This is a genomic window from Bacillus sp. CBEL-1 (genome assembly GCF_004348885.1).
Taxonomy (GTDB): Bacteria; Bacillota; Bacilli; order Bacillales; family Bacillaceae_H; genus Priestia; species Priestia aryabhattai_A.
This window is the reverse complement of record NZ_SBIM01000013.1, coordinates 1,346,599-1,368,012: the sequence shown is the minus strand read 5'-3', so window position 1 is coordinate 1,368,012 and position 21,414 is coordinate 1,346,599. Positions and strand designations below refer to the sequence as shown.

At 38.4% G+C, this 21,414-nt stretch carries 19 protein-coding genes; 16 read left to right on the top strand and 3 right to left on the bottom strand.

Annotated features, from left to right (window positions below; translation table 11 throughout):
- Positions 1-27: 27 nt before the first annotated feature.
- Together EPL02_RS16905 and EPL02_RS16900 are read right to left on the bottom strand one after the other, a co-directional pair.
- Positions 28-969, bottom strand: coding sequence for an L-lactate dehydrogenase (locus tag EPL02_RS16905; protein WP_094910752.1), 942 nt, complete (start codon positions 967-969; stop codon positions 28-30).
- A 260-nt stretch (positions 970-1,229) separates the two neighbouring features.
- Positions 1,230-1,373 (bottom strand): YycC family protein, encoded by a 144-nt coding sequence (locus EPL02_RS16900; protein ID WP_094910751.1) that lies wholly within the window; start codon positions 1,371-1,373, stop codon positions 1,230-1,232.
- A gap of 101 nt (positions 1,374-1,474) precedes the next feature.
- On the opposite strand from EPL02_RS16900, the gene EPL02_RS16895 reads away from it, so the two are divergent.
- On the top strand, positions 1,475-2,203 hold the full coding sequence (locus EPL02_RS16895; protein ID WP_131888279.1) for a glycerophosphodiester phosphodiesterase: 729 nt from the start codon (positions 1,475-1,477) through the stop codon (positions 2,201-2,203).
- A 13-nt stretch (positions 2,204-2,216) separates the two neighbouring features.
- Here the strand turns inward: EPL02_RS16895 and EPL02_RS16890 are convergent, their stop codons facing one another.
- Positions 2,217-2,477, bottom strand: a complete 261-nt coding sequence (locus tag EPL02_RS16890) for a DUF2627 domain-containing protein (RefSeq protein ID WP_131888278.1) — start codon at positions 2,475-2,477, stop codon at positions 2,217-2,219.
- A gap of 145 nt (positions 2,478-2,622) precedes the next feature.
- On the opposite strand from EPL02_RS16890, the gene EPL02_RS16885 reads away from it, so the two are divergent.
- The 15 genes from EPL02_RS16885 (at position 2,623) to EPL02_RS16815 (ending at position 21,340) form a co-directional block, all read left to right on the top strand.
- On the top strand, positions 2,623-4,692 hold the full coding sequence (locus EPL02_RS16885) for a sigma 54-interacting transcriptional regulator (RefSeq protein ID WP_131888277.1): 2,070 nt from the start codon (positions 2,623-2,625) through the stop codon (positions 4,690-4,692).
- A 230-nt stretch (positions 4,693-4,922) separates the two neighbouring features.
- Positions 4,923-5,831 (top strand): phosphate butyryltransferase, encoded by a 909-nt coding sequence (gene yqiS, locus EPL02_RS16880; RefSeq protein WP_131888276.1) that lies wholly within the window; start codon positions 4,923-4,925, stop codon positions 5,829-5,831.
- Between the two features lie 15 nt (positions 5,832-5,846).
- On the top strand, positions 5,847-6,947 hold the full coding sequence (gene bcd / locus EPL02_RS16875; RefSeq protein ID WP_094910746.1) for a branched-chain amino acid dehydrogenase: 1,101 nt from the start codon (positions 5,847-5,849) through the stop codon (positions 6,945-6,947).
- A 241-nt stretch (positions 6,948-7,188) separates the two neighbouring features.
- On the top strand, positions 7,189-8,289 hold the full coding sequence (buk, locus tag EPL02_RS16870; protein ID WP_094910912.1) for a butyrate kinase: 1,101 nt from the start codon (positions 7,189-7,191) through the stop codon (positions 8,287-8,289).
- Positions 8,290-8,309: 20 nt separating this feature from the next.
- Positions 8,310-9,731 (top strand): dihydrolipoyl dehydrogenase, encoded by a 1,422-nt coding sequence (lpdA, locus tag EPL02_RS16865; protein WP_131888275.1) that lies wholly within the window; start codon positions 8,310-8,312, stop codon positions 9,729-9,731.
- 21 nt (positions 9,732-9,752) lie between these two features.
- The gene (locus EPL02_RS16860; protein ID WP_094910744.1) at positions 9,753-10,745 is read left to right on the top strand and encodes a thiamine pyrophosphate-dependent dehydrogenase E1 component subunit alpha; all 993 of its coding nucleotides are present in this window, start codon (positions 9,753-9,755) and stop codon (positions 10,743-10,745) included.
- Positions 10,746-10,758: 13 nt separating this feature from the next.
- The gene (locus EPL02_RS16855; protein WP_094910743.1) at positions 10,759-11,742 is read left to right on the top strand and encodes an alpha-ketoacid dehydrogenase subunit beta; all 984 of its coding nucleotides are present in this window, start codon (positions 10,759-10,761) and stop codon (positions 11,740-11,742) included.
- A 14-nt stretch (positions 11,743-11,756) separates the two neighbouring features.
- Positions 11,757-13,025: a dihydrolipoamide acetyltransferase family protein gene (locus tag EPL02_RS16850; RefSeq protein WP_094910742.1), complete on the top strand. Its 1,269-nt coding sequence runs from the start codon at positions 11,757-11,759 to the stop codon at positions 13,023-13,025.
- Positions 13,026-13,222: 197 nt separating this feature from the next.
- Complete coding sequence (locus tag EPL02_RS16845) at positions 13,223-15,175, top strand: methylmalonyl-CoA mutase family protein (protein ID WP_165932593.1); 1,953 nt, start codon at positions 13,223-13,225, stop codon at positions 15,173-15,175.
- Entirely contained in the window at positions 15,168-17,324 is a 2,157-nt protein-coding gene (scpA, locus tag EPL02_RS16840) for a methylmalonyl-CoA mutase (RefSeq protein WP_094910740.1), read from the top strand. The genes EPL02_RS16845 and scpA overlap by 8 nt, the downstream gene beginning before the upstream one ends.
- A gap of 4 nt (positions 17,325-17,328) precedes the next feature.
- Positions 17,329-18,330, top strand: coding sequence for a methylmalonyl Co-A mutase-associated GTPase MeaB (gene meaB / locus EPL02_RS16835; RefSeq protein WP_131888273.1), 1,002 nt, complete (start codon positions 17,329-17,331; stop codon positions 18,328-18,330).
- Positions 18,331-18,421: 91 nt separating this feature from the next.
- A complete protein-coding gene (locus EPL02_RS16830; protein WP_094910738.1) occupies positions 18,422-18,859 on the top strand; it encodes a BrxA/BrxB family bacilliredoxin in 438 nt (145 codons plus the stop codon).
- A 279-nt stretch (positions 18,860-19,138) separates the two neighbouring features.
- Complete coding sequence (locus tag EPL02_RS16825; protein WP_165932601.1) at positions 19,139-19,933, top strand: transporter substrate-binding domain-containing protein; 795 nt, start codon at positions 19,139-19,141, stop codon at positions 19,931-19,933.
- A 32-nt stretch (positions 19,934-19,965) separates the two neighbouring features.
- The gene (locus EPL02_RS16820) at positions 19,966-20,625 is read left to right on the top strand and encodes an amino acid ABC transporter permease (RefSeq protein ID WP_025909773.1); all 660 of its coding nucleotides are present in this window, start codon (positions 19,966-19,968) and stop codon (positions 20,623-20,625) included.
- Entirely contained in the window at positions 20,618-21,340 is a 723-nt protein-coding gene (locus EPL02_RS16815; protein ID WP_094910736.1) for an amino acid ABC transporter ATP-binding protein, read from the top strand. Before EPL02_RS16820 ends, EPL02_RS16815 begins: the two co-directional genes overlap by 8 nt.
- The last annotated feature ends 74 nt before the right edge of the window (positions 21,341-21,414 follow it).

Genomic DNA, 21,414 nt, shown 5'->3' with positions numbered 1-21,414 from the left:
GAGAAAGCGAACTTACTCGCTTTCTGCTTAGTTTGTTAAAGTGAAAAGTGATTTCTGAATTTCTTTTAACGTTTGAATAGATTCTGAGAACTTTTTCTGTTCCATCTCATCTAACGGAAGTTCTAAGACTTTTTTGACACCTCCGCGATGAATGATACTTGGAACACCCACATAAATATCGTGCTGATCGTATTCACCATCTAAATAGGCTCCTACTGGAAGAACAACTTGCTCATTTTTTAAGATAGCTCTCGTAATCCTGGCTAGCCCCATTGCAATACCGTAATAAGTAGCGCCTTTTGATTTGATAATGTCATAAGCTGCATTTCGTACTTGAACAGCAATTTCTTCTTTTCGTTGTGGTGATAGCTGATTTGCAATTGGTGTTCCACAAATATTTGCTCCGCTCCAAACGGCAAGCTGAGAATCACCATGTTCTCCAATGATATAACCATGAACGCTTGTTGGAGCTGCACCAAGCTCTTCACTGAGGAGGTGGCGGAAACGAGCTGAATCAAGGATGGTGCCTGAACCAATTACGCGTTCCTTTGGAAGACCTGAAAATTTCCATGTGGCATAGGTAAGAATATCAACTGGGTTTGTCGCTACTAAAAAAATGCCATTAAATCCAGATTCCATAACTCCATTTACGATATGTTCGAAGATTTGGACATTTTTATGAACAAGGTCAAGTCTCGTTTCTCCTGGCTTTTGAGCAGCTCCTGCACAAATTACGACAATAGCAGCGTCTTTACAATCATCATACGTTCCAAAAGAAATGTGCATAGAGCTTGGAGCATATACGATACCGTGAGCTAAATCCATTACATCACCGCGTGCTTTTTCTGCGTTTAAATCAACTAATACTAACTCATCGCAAATACCTTGATTCATTAATGAATACGCATAGCTTGCTCCAACTGCACCTGTACCTACTAACACAACTTTATTTCCTAACGTCATTTCCATAAGAGTGCCTCCTCAAGAGAATAGTATGTGAAATATTTCACATGTTCGGATAAATAAAAAACAAATCAACTTTATTTTTTAGGCTCATTTCAACAAAAAAAGATATTGTGAAATGTTTCACAAATAGATAATAACACTTGCTTTTTCATTTGGCAACAACAAAATATCATTTTTTATTAAATGTTAATTAAATAAAAAAGGCCTTAAAAAAGGCCTTTTTATCTTCTGTAGTTTCATAATAGCTAGTGCTATTTCTGATATTAGTTATTTTCGTCTTCTTTATCCAGCTGAGCAAGCTTTTGCAATAGGATATGCTGTGGCATGTGCATCAGTTGTTCTAAAGGGACGTTCAGTTTTTCAGCCAGTTTAACAGCCGTATCAGGTGAGATTTGTAGTGGTCTCATACATATCAACTCCTATTCTCTTGTAAAATATATGTGTAAGCATTATGATAAATTGCAACTACCTTGTTAATCATAAGTCATAATGAAGGGATTGAGCAAGTATGCGTATTATGGGTCACAGAGGAGCAGCAGGGACGTTTCCTGAAAATACAATGATTTCGTTTGAAGAAGCAATCAGAGTAGGAGCAGATGGAATTGAACTTGATGTTCATATGTCCAAAGACGGTGAGCTCATGGTTATTCATGATGAAAAAGTTGATCGAACAACAAATGGTAAAGGGTATATAAGAGACTTTAACTATAAAGAATTAAGAAGTCTTGATGCGAGTTATAAATTTAAAAAGAAATACGGAGCTTGTCAAATACCTACGTTAAATGAAGTACTAGCTTGGGCTTCTAATCAGCAGTTTTCTGTTAATATTGAATTGAAAAATAACCTGTTTGAGTATGCTTATTTAGAAATGAAGGTACTTGATCTCATCTACTATTATAAAATGAAAGATCGTATCATTATATCTTCATTTAATCATAATAGCTTAGCAAGAGTCACATCTTTTGATTCAACAATTGAAACAGCTATTTTATATTCATATCCAATGTTTGAACCCTGGATTTATGCTCAACACCTTGGTGCTAGAGCACTTCATCCAAATTATCGCACAGTTAATCAAGTAAACGTAGCCGCTTCCAAAGACTATCGTATCCCTGTGCGGCCATATACAGTGAATGATGTAAAGCTAGCGAAACAGCTATACGGATATGGTTGTGAATCCATCATCACTGATTATCCTGAGAAAATGATTAAAGAATTTGCTGCTAATCGTATGTAATAAAAAAGCATCTCTATTTTTTTGATAGAGATGCTTTCTCTTTTTGCTGAAAGCGAGGTTGAACCTTTTGACGCTTTCGATCTCGATGAAGAATAAAACCTGCTACAAATCCTAAACCAATTACAAACAATAGTAACCCTATGGTAAATTGAAGCATTAAGGATGAAAAAGGAGGCTGTAAAATTCCAAACACCATATCTCTCATTAATTTAATGCCATACCCTGCTAAAACTCCGGGAATTAATAAAATGAGCAACGCAATAATCCTCATCATAGTTAGGAAATCCTTTCCTGATCTGTCTTACTTAAATGATAAAACAGCAAAAAAAATTGTCAATACTGTTTAAAGTTTTATATGATAAAGTAGTGCAAGAAGTTGCAGAGTATTTTTCCATTTTAAATGAAAAAGGTGAAAAAATATGCAAACTGTGTTGATTATTGGTGCTAACACGGGTGGATTAGCCGTACTAAAAATGATTGAAGAAGCCGAGGGAATAAAGGTAGTTGGAGTAGTAGACGTTAATTCTAAAGCCCCAGCGATGAAGTATGCAGAGCAATTAGGAATAAAAGTTTCCACAACCTGGAGGTCTTTTCTCCATAAAGGTGTAGACGTCATTGTAGATGCGACTGGGAATGAATATGTGTTTCAGGAACTACATAAGCAAAAACAAAGTAATACGTTACTGATACCAGGTTCAGTTGCTAAAATGATGGCTAGCTTAATGGACCAAAAAGAAGAGTTAATTGAACGCTTAACGCATGAATCAGATAAGTATAATCTAATCTTTAACTCTACACATGATGCAATGATTGTTGTAGATAAAGAGGCGAAAGTAACCCTCTTTAATAAAAGTGCTGAAAGAATCACGGGCTTAAAAAGTGAAAATGTCATTGGAAAGCATATCCATGAATCCATTCCAGCAAGCGAGTTACCAACAACTTTACTGACAAAACGAACGGATTATAATCGAGAGTTTACTATTACCAATAGTCATAAAGTAATTACGTCACGTATTCCTATGGTTAATGAAAAAGGAGAATTATTTGGAGCCTTTTCTGTTTTTAAAGATATTACAGAAGTGGTAAATTTAGCTGAAGAAGTGACGAATTTAAAGGATATTCAAACTATGCTTGAAGCAATTATTCAGTCATCAGAAGAAGCCATTTCAGTTGTGGATGAAGAAGGTGTTGGGTTATTAATAAACCCTGCTTATACAAAGATTACGGGGCTTCAGCGCTCAGATATTATTGGAAAGCCGGCGACCACAGATATCTCTGAAGGAGAAAGCATGCACATGCAAGTGTTAAAAACAAGAAGAGCTGTGCGTGGTGTTAGCATGAAGGTAGGGCCGAACAAAAAAGATGTTGTTGTAAACGTTGCTCCAGTTATTGTTGATGGTAAGTTAAAAGGGAGCGTAGGTGTTATCCACGATATCTCAGAGATACAGCAGCTTACTACGGAATTAAACAGAGCGCGCCAAATTATTCGTACGCTAGAAGCGAAGTATTCGTTTGCAGACATTATTGGTGAATCTGAAGAGTTTTTGTTAGCTATCGAACAAGCAAAACTAGCAGCTAAAACTCCTGCAACAGTATTATTACGCGGAGAGTCCGGAACTGGAAAAGAGCTGTTTGCCCACGCTATTCATAATGCAAGTGAACGAAAGTATAACAAATTTGTGCGCGTAAACTGCGCTGCGCTATCAGAATCTCTTTTAGAAAGCGAACTCTTTGGATATGAAGAAGGAGCATTTTCAGGTGCTAAGCGTGGAGGCAAGCGCGGGTTGTTTGAAGAAGCAAATAACGGAAGTATTTTCTTAGATGAAATCGGTGAATTATCAGCACATATGCAAGCAAAACTATTACGAGTACTGCAAGAAAAGGAATTAGTACGAGTAGGAGGAACTAGCTCAATTCCTGTAAACGTACGAGTAATTGCAGCAACGAATGTGAATTTGGAACAAGGGATTGCAGAAGGAACAATTAGACAAGATCTTTACTATCGATTAAATAAAATTCCAATCCAAATTCCGCCTCTTCGTCTGCGAAAAGAAGATATCGAGGCCTTGGCGCTACACTTGATTACAAAAATTAATCAAGACTATGGTAGAAGCGTAGAAGGTCTATCAGAAGATGCGTTGAAACTACTTCTACACTATGATTGGCCTGGGAACGTCAGAGAGCTTGAGAATATTTTGGGAAGAGCTGTTATTTATATGCAGTATAGTGAAGTGCTCATTACTGCAAAGCATCTTCCAACCTTAAATAATGTAAGTGAGCAGTCTGAATCAATACCTGTTGATTTTACTATACAAAATGGTGAAACTCTTTCAACGTTAGTGGAACAATATGAAAGAGATGTTATACTGCACGTTTTAAAAGAACATGATTATAATAAAACAAAAACTGCAAAACGTCTAAATATATCCATCCGTGCTCTTTACTACAAACTTGAAAAATATGGAATTGCAAATATAGGCATGCAATAATATGCATAGTATGCAAATTATTGCGCATGGACTTATAAACTTATTAACTGATTTTGTATCCCTGAAAAATAATAAAGTCTACTGTTTTTAGCATTAATCAAGGCAATTCGTTAGAAAACGAGGGATTTTTCGGTGTTATCAGTATTTGGCATGGTTCTTGCAAATATAAAAAGTGGTGAAGCTATTCGCTTCGTTTTTACCAAACTCTAACATGAAAGGTCGAGCACTTCATGATACTTAAACAGTTAATGCGTAAAAGTATAACGAATAAACAGGTTACAATCGCCGTTGCTGCTGCTGAGGACGCAGAAACCCTTGAAGCGGTTAATCAGGCCTGTGAGCACCAATTAGCTCGTTTTATTTTATATGGAAACGAAGCTAAAATTAAATCAAATTTAGAGCAAAAAATCAAAAGACGCTTGGAAGCAGGCGAAGTTACGATTGTGCATACAAATTCACCTCAACAATCTGCCCAAGAAGCAGTGCGTGCTGTAGCAATGAATGAAGCGCATATCGTTATGAAAGGTCACCTCTCAACTTCAACCATTCTTAAAGCTGTTTTACATAAAGAGAACGGTTTGCGAACTGGAAACGTCTTGTCACACGTAGCTGCCTTTGAAATTCCAGGGTATGACAGACCTATTATTGTCACAGATGCAGCAATGAATATTGCACCAAATATTCAAGAGAAAGTACAAATTATTGAAAATGCCGTGGGTGTTGCACAAGCAATGGGGATAACCAAACCGAAAATAGCGCCAATTGCGGCTGTTGAAGTAGTCAATCCAGCAATGGAAGCGACTACTGATGCTGCATTATTAACACAGATGAACAAGCGTGGTCAAATAAAAGGTTGTGTTGTCGATGGACCTCTTGCTTTGGATAATGCCATCAGTCACGTAGCTGCTGAGCAAAAAGGAATTCAAAGCGAAGTTGCTGGAGCAGCTGATATTTTAATGGTACCTACAATTGAATCGGGAAACATTTTATATAAATCACTTATTTATTTTGCGAGAGCAAAGGTTGGAGCTGTTATTGCTGGAGCAAAAGCGCCAATCGTACTTACGTCACGAGCAGACTCTGCTGAAAGTAAACTTTACTCGTTAGCGTTAGCAATCAACGTAGCGACACATAATTAATAGGAGGAAACAACAATGAAAATTTTTAGCTATATGGAACAATACGATTATGAACAATTAGTTTTTTGCCAAGATGAGCAATCGGGGTTAAAAGCAATTATTGCCATTCATGATACAACAATTGGGCCTGCTTTAGGTGGAACGAGAATGTGGACGTATGAGTCTGAGGAAGCGGCAATTGAAGACGCGCTGCGCCTTGCAAAAGGGATGACATATAAAAACGCAGCAGCAGGGCTTAACCTGGGAGGCGGTAAAACAGTTATTATCGGTGATCCTAAAAGAGATAAAAACGAAGAAATGTTCCGCGCGTTTGGACGTTATATTCAAGGGCTAAACGGACGCTATATTACAGCTGAAGATGTGGGAACAACTGTTGAAGATATGGACCTTGTATATCAAGAAACAGACTACGTGACAGGAGTTTCACCTGCGTTTGGTTCATCAGGAAATCCTTCGCCAGTTACGGCTTATGGAGTTTATCGCGGGATTAAAGCAGCTGCAAAAGAAGCATTCGGTACGGATATTTTAGAAGGAAAAGTAATAGCAGTTCAAGGAATCGGAAACGTTGCATATAACCTGTGTCGTCATCTTCATGAAGAAGGAGCAAAGCTCATTGTGACAGACATCAACAAGGAGTCTGTGCAGCGTGCAGTTGAAGAATTCGGTGCAAAAGCAGTAGACCCGCAGGATATTTATGGAGTAGAATGTGATATCTATGCACCTTGTGCACTAGGTGCAACAATCAATGATGAAACAATTCCACAATTAAAGGCAAAGGTAATTGCAGGAGCAGCAAACAATCAGTTAAAAGAAGCCCGTCATGGTGATATGATTCATGAAATGGGAATCATTTATGCACCGGACTATGTAATCAACGCTGGAGGAGTAATTAACGTAGCGGACGAATTGATTGGTTATAATCGTGAACGCGCATTGAAAAAGGTTGAAACGATTTATGATAATATTGAAAAAGTAATTGAAATTTCAAAGCGAGATGGAATTCCGACATATGTAGCGGCAGATCGCCTAGCAGAAGAGCGAATTGAGAAACTAAGACGCTCTCGCAGTCAGTTTTTGCAAAATGAACATCACCTTTTAAGTAGACGTTCTCGCTAATAATTAACAGCTAGGGACCTGTAGAGATACGTTCCCTAGCTTCATTTAGGCAAACAGCATTTTACCCCACTCTTAACGGATAGTAAATCCTTCTTTTAAGATGATGAGGTTACAAAGAAAAGAAGTGGGAAATCAGCTGTCTGTAAAGGTTCGGTAAGTTGAACTAAACGTCAATGGAGATAAAGAACGTTTCCGCTGATGGAAGTTAAACTTGATACAGCTAGGAGGCTCTATGTTAATTATGCAAGATTATCGAATACTCACCATTAATCCAGGATCGACATCAACGAAAATCGGTGTATTCCACAATGATCAAATGATTTTTGATCGCACGATTCGCTATGAAGCAAAAGAACTGAGTGTATTTGAAACCATTTATGATCAATATGAGTTTCGGAAAAAATCTATTCTAGAAGCGCTTGATGAAGAGGGAATTAATTTATCAAAACTTAATGCAGTCTGCGGACGTGGTGGGTTGTTACGTCCAATTGAAGGCGGTACGTATGAAGTAAATAAGCTAATGCTTACAGACTTAAAAGAAGGATATGCAGGTCACCATGCATCAAACCTTGGTGGAATCTTGGCATATGAAATCGGTTCTGGTTTGAATATTCCAGCATTCATTGTAGACCCTGTGGTTGTTGATGAATTATTGGACGTGGCTAGGATATCAGGTAGCCCATATATGGCGCGTAAAAGCATTTTTCATGCATTAAATCAAAAAGCAGTAGCCCGTAAAGTTGCTGCCAAACTTGATAAAAAATACGAAGAATTAAATTTAATTGTGACACATATGGGTGGAGGTATCACTGTAGGTGTTCATAATTATGGAAGAGTCGTTGATGTGAATAACGGTTTACATGGTGACGGTCCTTTTAGTCCAGAGAGAGCGGGAAGTGTTCCAGTGGGAGAACTTGTCCGCTTATGTTTTTCCGGTGAGTATTATCGCGAAGATATTATGAAGATGCTTGTTGGTAAAGGTGGATTAGTTGGATATTTAGGGACGTCTGATGTTCAAAAAGTTGAAAAACTTATTGAACATGGAAATGAAAAAGCAAAATTGGTGTATGAAGCAATGGCTTACCAAATTGCAAAAGAAATTGGTGCAGCAAGTGCTGTGTTAGCAGGTAAGGTCGATGCGATTATTTTAACAGGTGGAATTGCTTATTCAAAAATGTTCGTGAGTTTAATTATTGAACGCGTAAAGTGGATTGCAGATGTTACGGTGTTTCCTGGGGAAAATGAGCTTCAAGCACTGGCTGAGGGTGCACTGCGCGTCTTAAAACAGGAAGAAAAAGCAAAGCAATATCCTGGTGAGCACATTCACTCTTCTACACTTTAAAAGGAAAGGCGTGACAATATATGGCAAGAGAATATGATGTAGTAGTTCTAGGAGGAGGCACGGGCGGATACGTAGCGGCAATTCGTGCTTCTCAGCTCGGCTTAAGCGTTGCAATTGTAGAAAAAGAAAAGCTGGGTGGTACATGCCTTCATGCAGGGTGTATTCCAAGCAAAGCTTTGTTACGAAGTGCAGAAGTATTTCAAACAACAAAAAAAGCAGCCTCTTTTGGCGTTTTAGCATCTGATGTAAAACTTGATTATGAGCGTGTACAAGAGCGAAAAGATTCGATTGTCACACAGCTGTATAATGGTGTCAAAGGATTGATGAAAAAAGGCAAAATCGATGTGTATGAAGGCTTTGGTCGCATATTAGGACCATCCATCTTTTCACCGATGCCAGGAACCATTTCAGTTGAACTAAAGAGCGGTGAAGAAAATGAAATGCTTATACCAAATAACGTAATCATTTCAACGGGCTCGCGCCCAAGAACGTTACCAGGACTAACGATTGATGGAGAGTTTATCATTACATCGGATGAAGCTTTACAAATGAAAAATCTTCCTCAATCTATTATGATTGTTGGTGGCGGTGTGATTGGTGTTGAATGGGCTTCAATGCTTGCTGGCTTTGGAGTTAAGGTAACAATTATTGAATACAGTGATCGGATTCTGCCGACCGAAGATTACGATGTATCAACTGAAATGAAAAAGCAGCTACAGCGAAAAGGAATTGAGGTAGTTACTTCTGCTAAAGTATTAGCGGATACTGTTGAAGTAGCTAGCAGTGTAAAAGTGAAAGCTGAAGTGAATGGTGAAACAAGTACATACGAAGCTGAAAAGATGCTTGTATCTGTTGGGCGACAAGCCAACGTTGAAGGTATTGGATTAGAAAACACAGATATTGTTGTTGAAAATGGTTTTATTAAGACAAATGAATTTTATCAAACAAAAGAGTCACATATCTATGCAATTGGTGATGTCATTGGTGGTCTTCAACTTGCACACGTTGCTTCTCATGAGGGAATTGTAGCCATCGAACATATAGGAGACAAAAAGCCGCTGCCAATTCAATATGAAACTATTTCAAAGTGCGTATATAGTAGCCCAGAAGTGGCAAGCGTGGGTTTAACAGAGCAAGAAGCAAAAGAAAAAGGTCATGCCGTGAAAGTTGGTAAAATGCCGTTTAAAGCAATTGGTAAAGCACTTGTATATGGTGAAGCAGAAGGATTTGTAAAAATCATTAAAGACGAAGAAACAAATGACTTGCTTGGAGTGCACATGATTGGTCCACACGTAACAGACATGATTTCAGAAGCGGGTCTTGCAAAAGTGTTAGATGCAACGCCATGGGAAGTTGCTCATACTATTCATCCACACCCAAGCTTATCTGAAGCAATCGGTGAAGCAGCACTAGCTGTTGATGGAAAGGCCATTCATTTTTAATTATTAAGGAGGTTTTAACTGATGACTGAAAATCGTCATGAAGCGCTAGGTTTAACAAATGAACAAGTAGTTGAAATGTATCGTACAATGCTTCTTGCTCGTAAAATTGATGAGCGTATGTGGTTACTAAATCGTGCTGGGAAGGTACCCTTTGTTATTTCGTGTCAAGGACAAGAGGCAGCGCAGGTCGGTGCAGCGTTTGCGTTAGATCGTGAGAAAGACTACGCATTACCTTATTACCGAGATATGGGAGTAGTTCTTGCGTTCGGAATGACAGCACGTGATTTAATGCTATCAGGATTTGCAAAAGCAGAAGATCCAAACTCAGGCGGTCGTCAAATGCCAGGTCACTTCGGGTATAAAGAGAAGCGCATTGTAACGGGGTCTTCTCCGGTGACAACGCAGGTTCCTCATGCTGTTGGCATTGCTTTGGCAGGTAAAATGGAGAAAAAAGAGTTGGTGACATTTGTAACATTCGGTGAAGGCTCATCAAACCAAGGTGATTTTCACGAAGGTGCTAATTTTGCAGGGGTTCATAAATTACCTGTTATTTTCATGTGTGAAAATAACAAATATGCCATTTCAGTGCCAGTAGAAAAGCAGCTTGGGTGTGAAAAGGTATCAGACCGTGCAATAGGCTATGGAATGCCTGGATACACAGTGGATGGAAACGATCCTTTAGAAGTATATAAAGTTGTAAAAGAAGCAAGAGAAAGAGCAGTAAAAGGTGAAGGACCAACACTTATTGAAACGGTTTCTAGCCGTTTAACTGCTCACTCAAGTGATGATGATGATCGTGCGTATCGTGAAGCAGACGAAATTTCAGAAGCGAAGAAAAATGATCCAATTATTCGCTTTGGTGCGTATTTAAAAGAAACTGGGACTCTAACAGATGCGAAAGAAACTGAAATGCTTGAAGAAATCATGAAAATTGTGAATGAAGCAACAGACTACGCAGAACATGCTGCATATGCAGATCCAGAATCAGCTTTAAAATACGTATACGGTGAGTGAGGAGGAAACAAAAATGCCAGTAATGTCATATATCGATGCCGTAACAATGGCTATGCGTGAAGAGATGGAAAGAGATTCACGTGTATTTGTATTAGGAGAAGATGTGGGAAGAAAAGGCGGCGTATTCAAGGCAACTAACGGCTTATATGAGCAGTTTGGAGAAGAACGAGTAATTGATACGCCGCTGGCAGAATCAGCGATTGCTGGAGTTGGAATTGGAGCAGCAATGTACGGAATGCGTCCAATTGCTGAAATGCAGTTTGCTGATTTTATCATGCCTGCTGTGAACCAAATCGTTTCAGAGGCTGCAAAAATTCGCTATCGCTCGAACAATGATTGGAACTGTCCAATTACAATTCGTGCACCTTATGGTGGAGGCGTGCACGGTGCTCTTTATCATTCACAATCAGTTGAAGCGTTGTTTGCCAATCAGCCAGGGTTAAAAATTGTGATGCCATCTACGCCTTATGATGTAAAGGGATTATTAAAAGCAGCAATCCGTGATGATGATCCGGTGTTATTCTTTGAACATAAGCGTGCATATCGCTTAATTAAAGGTGAAGTGCCAGAAGACGATTATGTACTCCCAATCGGAAAAGCAGATGTGAAACGCGAAGGCGATGATATTACTGTTATTACATATGGTCTTTGTGTCCACTTTGCACTTCAAGCAGCTGAAAAACTTGCCGCTGATGGAATTTCAGCTCATGTATTAGATTTACGTACAGTGTATCCATTAGATAAAGAAGCAATTATTGAAGCTGCATCTAAAACAGGTAAGGTGCTTCTTGTAACAGAAGATAACAAAGAAGGAAGCATCATGAGTGAAGTAGCGGCTATTATTGCAGAACATTGTTTATTTGATTTGGATGCACCCGTTCAACGTTTGGCCGGTCCAGATATTCCAGCTATGCCATATGCTCCAACGATGGAGAAGTATTTTATGGTAAATCCAGATAAAGTAGAAAAAGCAATGAGAGAATTAGCTGAATTTTAAAGGAGTTGTTTCCAATGGCAATTGAAAAAATCAAGATGCCTCAGCTTGGAGAAAGCGTAACCGAAGGCACGATTAGCAAATGGCTAGTAGCTGTGGGAGATCAAGTTAATAAATATGATCCATTAGCAGAAGTGATGACGGATAAAGTGAATGCAGAAGTTCCATCTTCATTTACGGGTGTAATTAAAGAAATTATTGCAGCTGAAGATGAGACGCTACCAGTTGGAGAAACGCTGTGTTTGATTGAAGTAGAAGGAGCACCTTCAGCAGAGGCAGCTCAAAACCCTTCAAAAGAAACGAGCGAACAAGTTTCACAATTAAATACAGCTGACCATTCCAATAAAAAGCGCTACTCACCAGCCGTTCTTCGTTTATCTCAAGAACATGGAATTAACCTTGAAACACTTATAGGGTCAGGTGCAGGTGGTCGAATTACAAGGAAAGACGTACTGGCTGCAATTGAAAAAGGTCCACAGATGGATTCAGCTGGTCATCAAGAGACGCCAAAAACAGTATCGGTTCCATCAGCAACGCCTTCACCAAAAGCAGAGGTCAAAAAGCCAGAGCCTGTTCCAACGGCTTCTGGGGATAAAGCAATTCCTGTATCTGGTGTGCGTAAAGCAATTGCTAGCAACATGTTACGAAGCAAGCACGAAATTCCTCATGCCTGGACAATGGTTGAGGTGGACGTAACAAGCCTCGTATCATATCGTGATTCTATCAAAACAGAATTTAAACAAAAAGAAGGATTTAACTTAACGTACTTTGCTTTCTTCGTCAAAGCGATTGCACAGGCTTTAACGGAATTCCCAGAAATCAATTCGATGTGGGCAGGGGATGAAATTATTCAAAAGAAAGATATTAATATTTCAATTGCTGTTGCAACAGACGATGCGCTATTCGTACCTGTCATAAAAAATGCGGATGAAAAAACAATTAAAGGAATTGCACGTGAAATTAATGAATTGGCACAAAAAGTACGAGCAGGTTCATTACAAGCAGCAGACATGCAGGGTGGAACGTTTACCGTAAATAACACAGGATCATTTGGTTCCGTTCAATCTATGGGAATCATTAACTATCCACAAGCAGCGATTCTACAGGTAGAATCCATTGTGAAACGTCCAGTTGTTATCGATAATATGATTGCCATTCGAGACATGGTTAATCTATGTTTATCTCTTGACCATCGTGTACTTGATGGACTTGTCTGTGGTCAATTCCTAAAACGCATTAAGGAAATTTTAGAATCGATGTCTAAGGAACATACATCGATTTACTAAAAATAAAAGCACAATGATTCGCTCATTGTGCTTTTATTTGTTTAATATTTAATTCGAAAAAGTTCTGCTCGTTATGACGATTTGACATAGTGGATTTTGAGAAGGTATATATATTTCGCTTATAGAATGTAATAAAATAAAAGAAAGTATGTTAGTAGCAAAAGGCTTTGGTATCAAAGTGCAAAGGGGAAATGACGATGAATAAACCATCTTTTCATGAATTTACCTATACTCCTCAACAAGAATGGATAGAAGAAGTAAAAAAAGCGCTAAAAGATGATCCTCATTTATATGAAAAAGGAACATTTGAGAACATATCTTTGAAAACGCTTTATCGGAAAAAGGATGTGCAGAATTTATTGCATTTAAAAGATGAAGACCTTTACTTATTTGTCAGAGGTATAGACTCACATTCCGCATCAAATAAATGGAATATTGCACAGCGAATAAATGTAGCCGTTCCAAAGAAAGCAAATCAAATGATAAAGGAAGCGTTAGATAACGGACAAACGTCATTGGCTATTGAGTTAAACCCTATCTCAACTAACGGACAGAATCCTTTAACAGTTCCTTTTACTGAATTGAAAAATGGCGTTTTGCTCTCTAACTATACAGATCTATGTGCGCTTTTTAAAGATATTCAGTTGCCTGAAGTACCTCTTTTTATTCCTTCTGGATATACAGTAATACCGTTGATTGAATCTATCAATACGTACTGTCAACAGGAAGGAATCACGTTATCTCAAATGGTTGGAGTGATTGGAATGGATCCGCTCGGTTCGTTAGCTGAACACGCTAAGTCACCAATTCCGATTACTGATTTGTATCATGACATGGCAAAAGCGATTTCGTTTGTACAAGAAAAGAAAAGCTTGCTAAAGACAGTACTTATTGATACAAAACCTTATCATATGAGCGGAGCAACAGCCGTTCAAGAGTTAGCATATGCACTTTCAACAGCCGTACAATACACGGATGAATGTTTAAAGCGCAATATTCCCTTACATCATGTATTACCTCATCTGGCATTTTCATTCTCAACAAGCTCACAGCTTTTTATGGAAGTTTCAAAACTGCGTGCATTTCGCTTTCTATGGCTTCAGGCCGTTCGAGCGTTTTCCAAGACTATAGACGTACCGCTTCCTTTCATCCATGTCAACACATCCATCCATACGCTTTCAGCACAAGATTTACATACGAATATTTTACGAGGAACCCTGCAAGCATTTGCTGGAATTATTGGAGGAGCAAATAGCCTACATGTTTATCCATATGATGCTATAACAAAGCAATCAACAGAGTTATCCAATCGACTCGCACGAAATACTCAGCTAATGCTTCAAGAAGAATCACAATTAGGAAGAGTCATAGATCCAGCAGGAGGTTCATGGTACATTGAATCCTACACGCATGAACTTGCAGAAAAAGCTTGGAAGCTATTTCAAAAAATTGAGTCCAAAGGCGGTATGGAAGCATGTCTAAAGTCAGGGTGGATTCAATGTGAGCTCCAACATATAAGTGAAAAGAAAAGAGAACAGCTACATAGTAGAAATGAAAGAATGGTAGGAGTGACGCATTATGTATCTTCAAGTGAAAGTATTTATGAAGAAGACAACGCTGCAAAAAAAGACTACCATGAATATCAATTGCAGTTAAGAAACGAATTAGCAGAGCCCTTCCTGTTAGTGGATGCATATGAGCAACAATCCTGTCCTGAATCAATTCTTCCTTTAAACCAGTGGAGAAAAAGCGAAGCGTTTGAGCAGGTGCGTAAAAAAACCAAAGGAATGACTATTGGTTGCATTGAACTATCACAAAGTAAATTGGTCAAGCAACAAAAAGAGTTTGCTTATGGTTTCTTCCAGTCTGGTGGATTTCAATGTGAAATTTTTTCGCCTTTATATCATGACTTGGATACCATTGAATGGTTGAAAAAACATCCTTGTCATGCATACGTAGTATGTGGTGAACCTGAACAAGTAAAAGATATGCTTGCTTTCCTTAACAAGTATAAGCAAGAAAAACTTTATGTATATGTTGTAGCGAAATCAGAGGTAGCCGGAGCGACAAAGGTTATTAATGAAAATGTAAGTGCAATTAACTGCTTTACCCAATTAGTACGCTGGATTGAGGTGAATCAACATGTATAAAAAACCACAATTTGAAAACATTGATTTTGGCTCTGATACACAAACAAAGGGAGTAAAGAGTAAGCAGCATACTGTAACATCTTTTCAAACAAATGAACAAATTCCTGTGAAATCTTTATATACAGAAAAAGATTATACAGGCATTGAATTTCTGGACTTTACACCAGGAAAGCCGCCTTACCTAAGAGGACCTTACGCGACGATGTATGTGAAAAAACCATGGACGATTCGTCAGTACGCAGGGTTTTCAACAGCAGAAGAAAGCAATGCTTTTTATCGTAGAAATTTAGCTGCAGGACAAAAAGGGCTGTCTGTTGCTTTTGATTTAGCAACACACCGAGGGTACGACTCTGATCATCCTCGTGTTGTGGGCGACGTAGGCAAAGCAGGGGTGGCAATCGATTCTATCTTAGACATGAAAAAGCTTTTTGACGGTATTCCGCTGGATAAAATGTCAGTTTCAATGACTATGAATGGTGCTGTACTACCAATCATGGCTTTTTATATCGTAACTGCTGAAGAACAAGGTGTGCAAAGGGAACAACTAGCCGGTACCATTCAAAATGATATTTTAAAAGAATACATGGTGCGGAATACGTATATTTATCCTCCAGATATGTCGATGAGAATTATTGCAGATATTTTCAAGTATACGTCTGAACATATGCCTAAATTTAATAGCATCAGTATTTCGGGTTATCACATGCAAGAAGCAGGAGCACCAGCTGACCTGGAGCTAGCCTACACGCTAGCAGATGGATTAGAATATGTCCGAACGGGGATAAAATCTGGTATTTCAGTAGATGCTTTTGCCCCGCGGCTATCATTCTTTTGGGCGATTGGAATGAATTACTTTATGGAAGTAGCAAAAATGAGAGCTGGTCGATTGCTATGGGCTAAGTTAATGAAGCAGTTTAACCCCAAAAATCCCAAATCACTAGCTTTGCGCACCCACTCACAAACGTCTGGTTGGAGTTTAACGGAGCAAGACCCATTCAATAACGTAGTACGTACATGCGTAGAAGCACTTGCAGCTATTTCAGGACACACACAATCATTGCATACGAATGCATTAGATGAGGCAATTGCGTTACCAACAGATTTTTCTGCAAGAATAGCACGTAATACACAGCTATATTTGCAAGATGAAACGTCTATTTGTTCTGTTATCGACCCACTGGGAGGAGCTTATTATATTGAATCGCTAACAAATGAGCTTGTTCATAAAGCATGGGCTCATTTAGAAGAAATTGAAGCACTTGGTGGCATGGCTAAGGCAATTGAAACTGGAATTCCAAAAATGAAAATTGAAGAAGCTGCTGCGAGAAGGCAAGCCAGAATCGATTCCAAAGCTGAAATTATTGTTGGAGTGAATGCATTCAAAGCGAACGAAGACGAGGAACTAGAGATTTTAGATATTGATAATCAAGCGGTGCTAACAGCGCAGGTAGAAAGGTTAAAAGAGCTGAAGAATCAGCGCGATGACAAGCAGGTGGAAAAAACCTTACGTGATTTAACACATGCTGCTGAAACAGGCCAAGGAAATTTACTAGAGCTAGCGGTTGAAGCTGCGAGAACAAGAGCAACGCTAGGAGAAATATCATTTGCTCTTGAAAAAATATCTGGTAGGCATCAAGCAGTTACACGCTCAATAAAAGGTGTTTATCAAGCAGAATTTGAAGGAGCAGAGCTTATTGATAAAGTTCGCCGGTTAACGGATGATTTCTTAGAAGAAGAAGGAAGAAGGCCAAGGATTCTAGTTGCTAAAATGGGTCAAGACGGTCACGATCGTGGAGCAAAAGTCATTTCTACAGCATTTGCCGATCTAGGTTTTGATGTTGATATTGGTCCGCTTTTTCAAACGCCTGAAGAAACTGCAGTGCAGGCAATTGAAAATGATGTTCATGTAGTAGGGTTTAGCTCGCTTGCTGCAGGACATAAAACGCTACTTCCACAGCTTGTTGAACAGCTGCACTTACATGGTAGAGAAGATATTTTAGTCATTGTAGGAGGCGTTATCCCTAAACAAGATTATCCATTCTTAGAAGCAAGCGGAGCAGCAGCTATCTTTGGTCCAGGTACGATCATTCCAAAAGCAGCTATCCATGTGTTAGAAAAGATTAAAGAAAAGCTAGCGGTAGATGAGTGATTATATGGCCAAATTAAAAACGGTGTCTCAGTATAAAGATGGAATTTTAAAAGAAAATCGAGCTGCTTTAGCACAAGCCATTACCTTAATTGAAAGCCAGGCTGCTAAGCATAAACACTTGGCTCAACAGTTAATGAAAGAAATTTATTCGCATACAGGAAAATCAATTCGAATTGGATTTACAGGTGTACCAGGAGCCGGAAAAAGTACGTTAATTAATGCATTTGGGACGTATCTATGTGATCATGGGTACCGAGTAGCAGTACTGGCGATTGATCCCAGCAGTACGGTGTCCGGTGGAAGTATCTTAGGTGATAAAACGCGCATGGAACAGCTCGCTAAGCATCCAAGAGCTTTTGTTCGACCGTCTCCTTCACAAGGAACATTAGGAGGAGTTCATCGTAAGACAAGAGAAGCTATCCTTTTATGTGAAGCAGCAGGTTATGACGTTATTTTTGTCGAAACAATGGGCGTGGGGCAAGGTGAAGGAATCGTTAAGCAAATGGTTGATGTTTTTATTCTTCTTGTGTTAACAGGGGCAGGAGACGAACTTCAAGGAATTAAAAAAGGAATTCTAGAATTAGCTGACTTAATTTGTGTCAATAAAGCGGATGGAGATAATCGACAAAAAGCAGTACTTACGAAAAAAGAGTATGAATCCGTTATTTCATTTCTATATGCTCATTCACCTAATTGGCAACCAAAAGTGTTAACAACCTCTATTTATGAAGCAGGTGACTTTATAAACTTGTGGAATCACATTGCTGATTATAAGGGTTGGATGATACAAAATGGCCAGTTTGAAAAAAAGCGGGGATTACAGCTATCTGCATGGTTGCAGTCAAGAATTTCTGATTATCTGTACGAATCTTTTTATGGTAAGCAAGAGCTGCGACAGGCTTTAAAAAGCGTTGAGCAACATATGCAAAAAGGACACCTAACGATGGAAGAAGCATTTGAGAAAATAATTCACCAGTATGAACAAGTGAATCAACCGATAAAATAACAATAATTTTTTTACAAACATAAGCGAAAGAAATCGCGTTTTAAGTCATGGTTTGCTATGATAAAAGTAGCTAACTAAAGGAGGTAAAAAGATGAACATCGATTTTAATTTATTTATGAATGATGTTGTTCGCCAAGCGCGTCAAGAGATTGAAGCTGCAGGCTATACACAATTAACGACAGCTGAAGACGTAGAGGATGCGCTTCAAAAGTCAGGTACAACATTAGTAATGGTGAACTCAGTTTGTGGATGTGCAGGTGGAATTGCTAGACCAGCAGCTGCTCATTCCGTTCATTACGATAAGCGCCCAACGAATCTCGTTACTGTATTCGCTGGTCAAGATAAAGAAGCAACGGCTCGCGCTAGAGAATATTTTGAAGGTTATCCACCATCTTCCCCATCTTTTGCGTTATTAAAAGATGGTAAAATTATGACAATGGTAGAGCGTCATGAAATTGAAGGACATGAGCCAATGTCTGTTGTAACAAAACTTCAAGAAGCGTTTGAAAAATATTGTGAAGAAGTATAAATGAAAAAGCCGCGTAAGCGGCTTTTTTTGTTTGGTGAAAATGTTTATAATATTAATTTTTTATACATAATTCACATAGTTATGGAAAATGGTGGATAAGTATTTTCATATAGCTAAATCTATATTTAAAAAAAGTATTGCATAAATATAAATACGTGTTAAAATACAGTTACATGAATATATATTTATTTTTTGTAATGACTTGTAATAAGGAAAAACTTATTTCATAATATTATTAATTTTAAAAATATTAGAATTTGGAGGGTATGTGATATGAAAATGAAGAAATGGCTATCAGTAACAGTTATAGGGTTGTTAACAGCCGGAGCATTAGCTGCTTGTGGTGCTGGTGAAGGTGCTTCAAATGGAAGCGGAGGCAGTGATGATGCAAAAGTATTAAAAATGGGAACTTCAGCTGATTATCCACCGTTTGAGTATATTGATACAGCAAAAGGCGACAATGAGCCGATTGGTTTTGATATCGACTTAGCAAAAGCAATTGGTAAAGAACTAGGTTATGAAGTGCAAGTTGTCGACATGGAGTTCGGTAGCTTAATACCATCTTTACAGTCTAAAAAAGTGGACTTTGTTTTAGCAGGAATGACGCCAACGGAAGAGCGTAAAAAGAACGTGGATTTTTCAGATGTATACTATGAGGCGAAAAATGTACTTGTATCTAAAAAGGACGAGCCAATTAATAGCATTGAAGAGTTGAACGGAAAAAAAGTAGGTGTTCAAACAGCATCTATTCAAGAAGATGAAGCAAAAACACTATCAGAAGAAGTAGACATTAAAATTGAAAGTCGCGATCGTATTCCACAATTGATTCAAGAAATGAAGTCAAATCGTATTGATGTAGCAATCATTGAGGATACAGTAGCAAAAGGCTATGTTGCAAAAGATGATACGTTACAACTTGTAGAAACAGGCCGAGAAGACTCTAATAAAGGATCTGCAATTGCGTTTTCAAAAGATAGCAAACTGACAGACGAATTTAACAAAGAGTTAAAAGAAATGAAAGACAATGGAGAGCTAGAAGAGCTAATTGTTAAATGGTTTGATAGCAAAGAATAAGAGACAATGAACGGAGAGGAAGGAAAACAGGCATGAATTTGGACTTTTCACAAATCGTGCCTTCAATCCCTTATATTTTAAAAGGGATAGGAGTGACGATTCAAATAGTTTTAGCTTCAGCCATTGTGGGTTTTGTACTAGGAACAATCTTATCCCTATTTAAGATTAGTCGTTCAAAACCGCTCATTTGGTTAGCTGACCTTTATACATCAATCTTTCGTGGTACGCCGCTCGTACTGCAGTTATTGCTTATTTATTTTGGGTTACCACAGATTTTAGGTTTTGATATTGCGCCGTTTCCTGCTGCAGTTGCTGCATTTGGATTAAACTCAGCTGCGTATATTTCAGAAATTATTCGTGCTGGTATTTTAGCAGTCGATAAAGGGCAACGTGAAGCTGCTCTTGCTCTAGGAATTCCATATCGTAAAATGATGGGCCAGGTTATTATGCCACAAGCCTTAAAAAATATTTTACCAGCTTTAATGAATGAGTTTATTACGCTCACGAAAGAATCAGCACTTGTAACGGTTATCGGTGCTCTTGATATTATGAGACGTGCATATATCGTTGGAGGAGAAAAGTTTGCATATTTTGAACCTCTATTATTTGCAGGATTAATTTATTACATCATGGTAATGGGCTTAACGCTCCTTGGTAAAGTGATCGAGAGGAGAATGAGAAAAGGTGATTAAAATTGAAAACTTACACAAGTCCTTTGGCCACAATGAAGTTCTAAAAGGCATTTCTACAATTATTAAAGAAAAAGAAGTAGTCGCTGTCATTGGCCCATCAGGTTCAGGGAAGTCAACGTTTTTACGTTGTATGAATTTACTTGAGCAGCCAACTAGTGGAGCTATTACAATAGCTGATCAAGAAATTACCAATGCGAAAACAAACATTATGAACGTACGACAAAATGTCGGAATGGTGTTTCAGCATTTTCATCTGTTTCCTCATATGACGGTGCTTGAAAACTTAACGTATGCGCCTATTACAGTTAAAGGCATTTCAAAAGAAGAAGCGAAAAATAAAGGAATGCAACTGCTAACCAAAGTCGGACTAGCTGAAAAAGCAAACGAGTATCCAAATCGACTTTCAGGAGGTCAAAAGCAGCGTGTTGCTATTGCTCGTGCTCTTGCGATGGAGCCAGAAATAATGCTTTTTGATGAACCAACATCTGCTTTAGATCCAGAGATGGTAAAGGAAGTATTAGATGTAATGAAATCATTAACTGAAACGGGTATGACAATGGTTATTGTTACGCACGAAATGGGATTTGCGCGCGAAGTAGCAGATCGTGTTTTATTTTTAGATGGTGGTCGCCTAGTGGAAGACTCACCTCCCACTGAGTTTTTTACTGCACCTAAAAGTAAGCGTGCGAAAGATTTTCTTGAAAAAATCTTATAATAATCAGAAAGCGTAGAACGAAAGTTGTTCTACGCTTTTTTTAATTTATAAAAAGCTCCAAGCATTGCGTAATT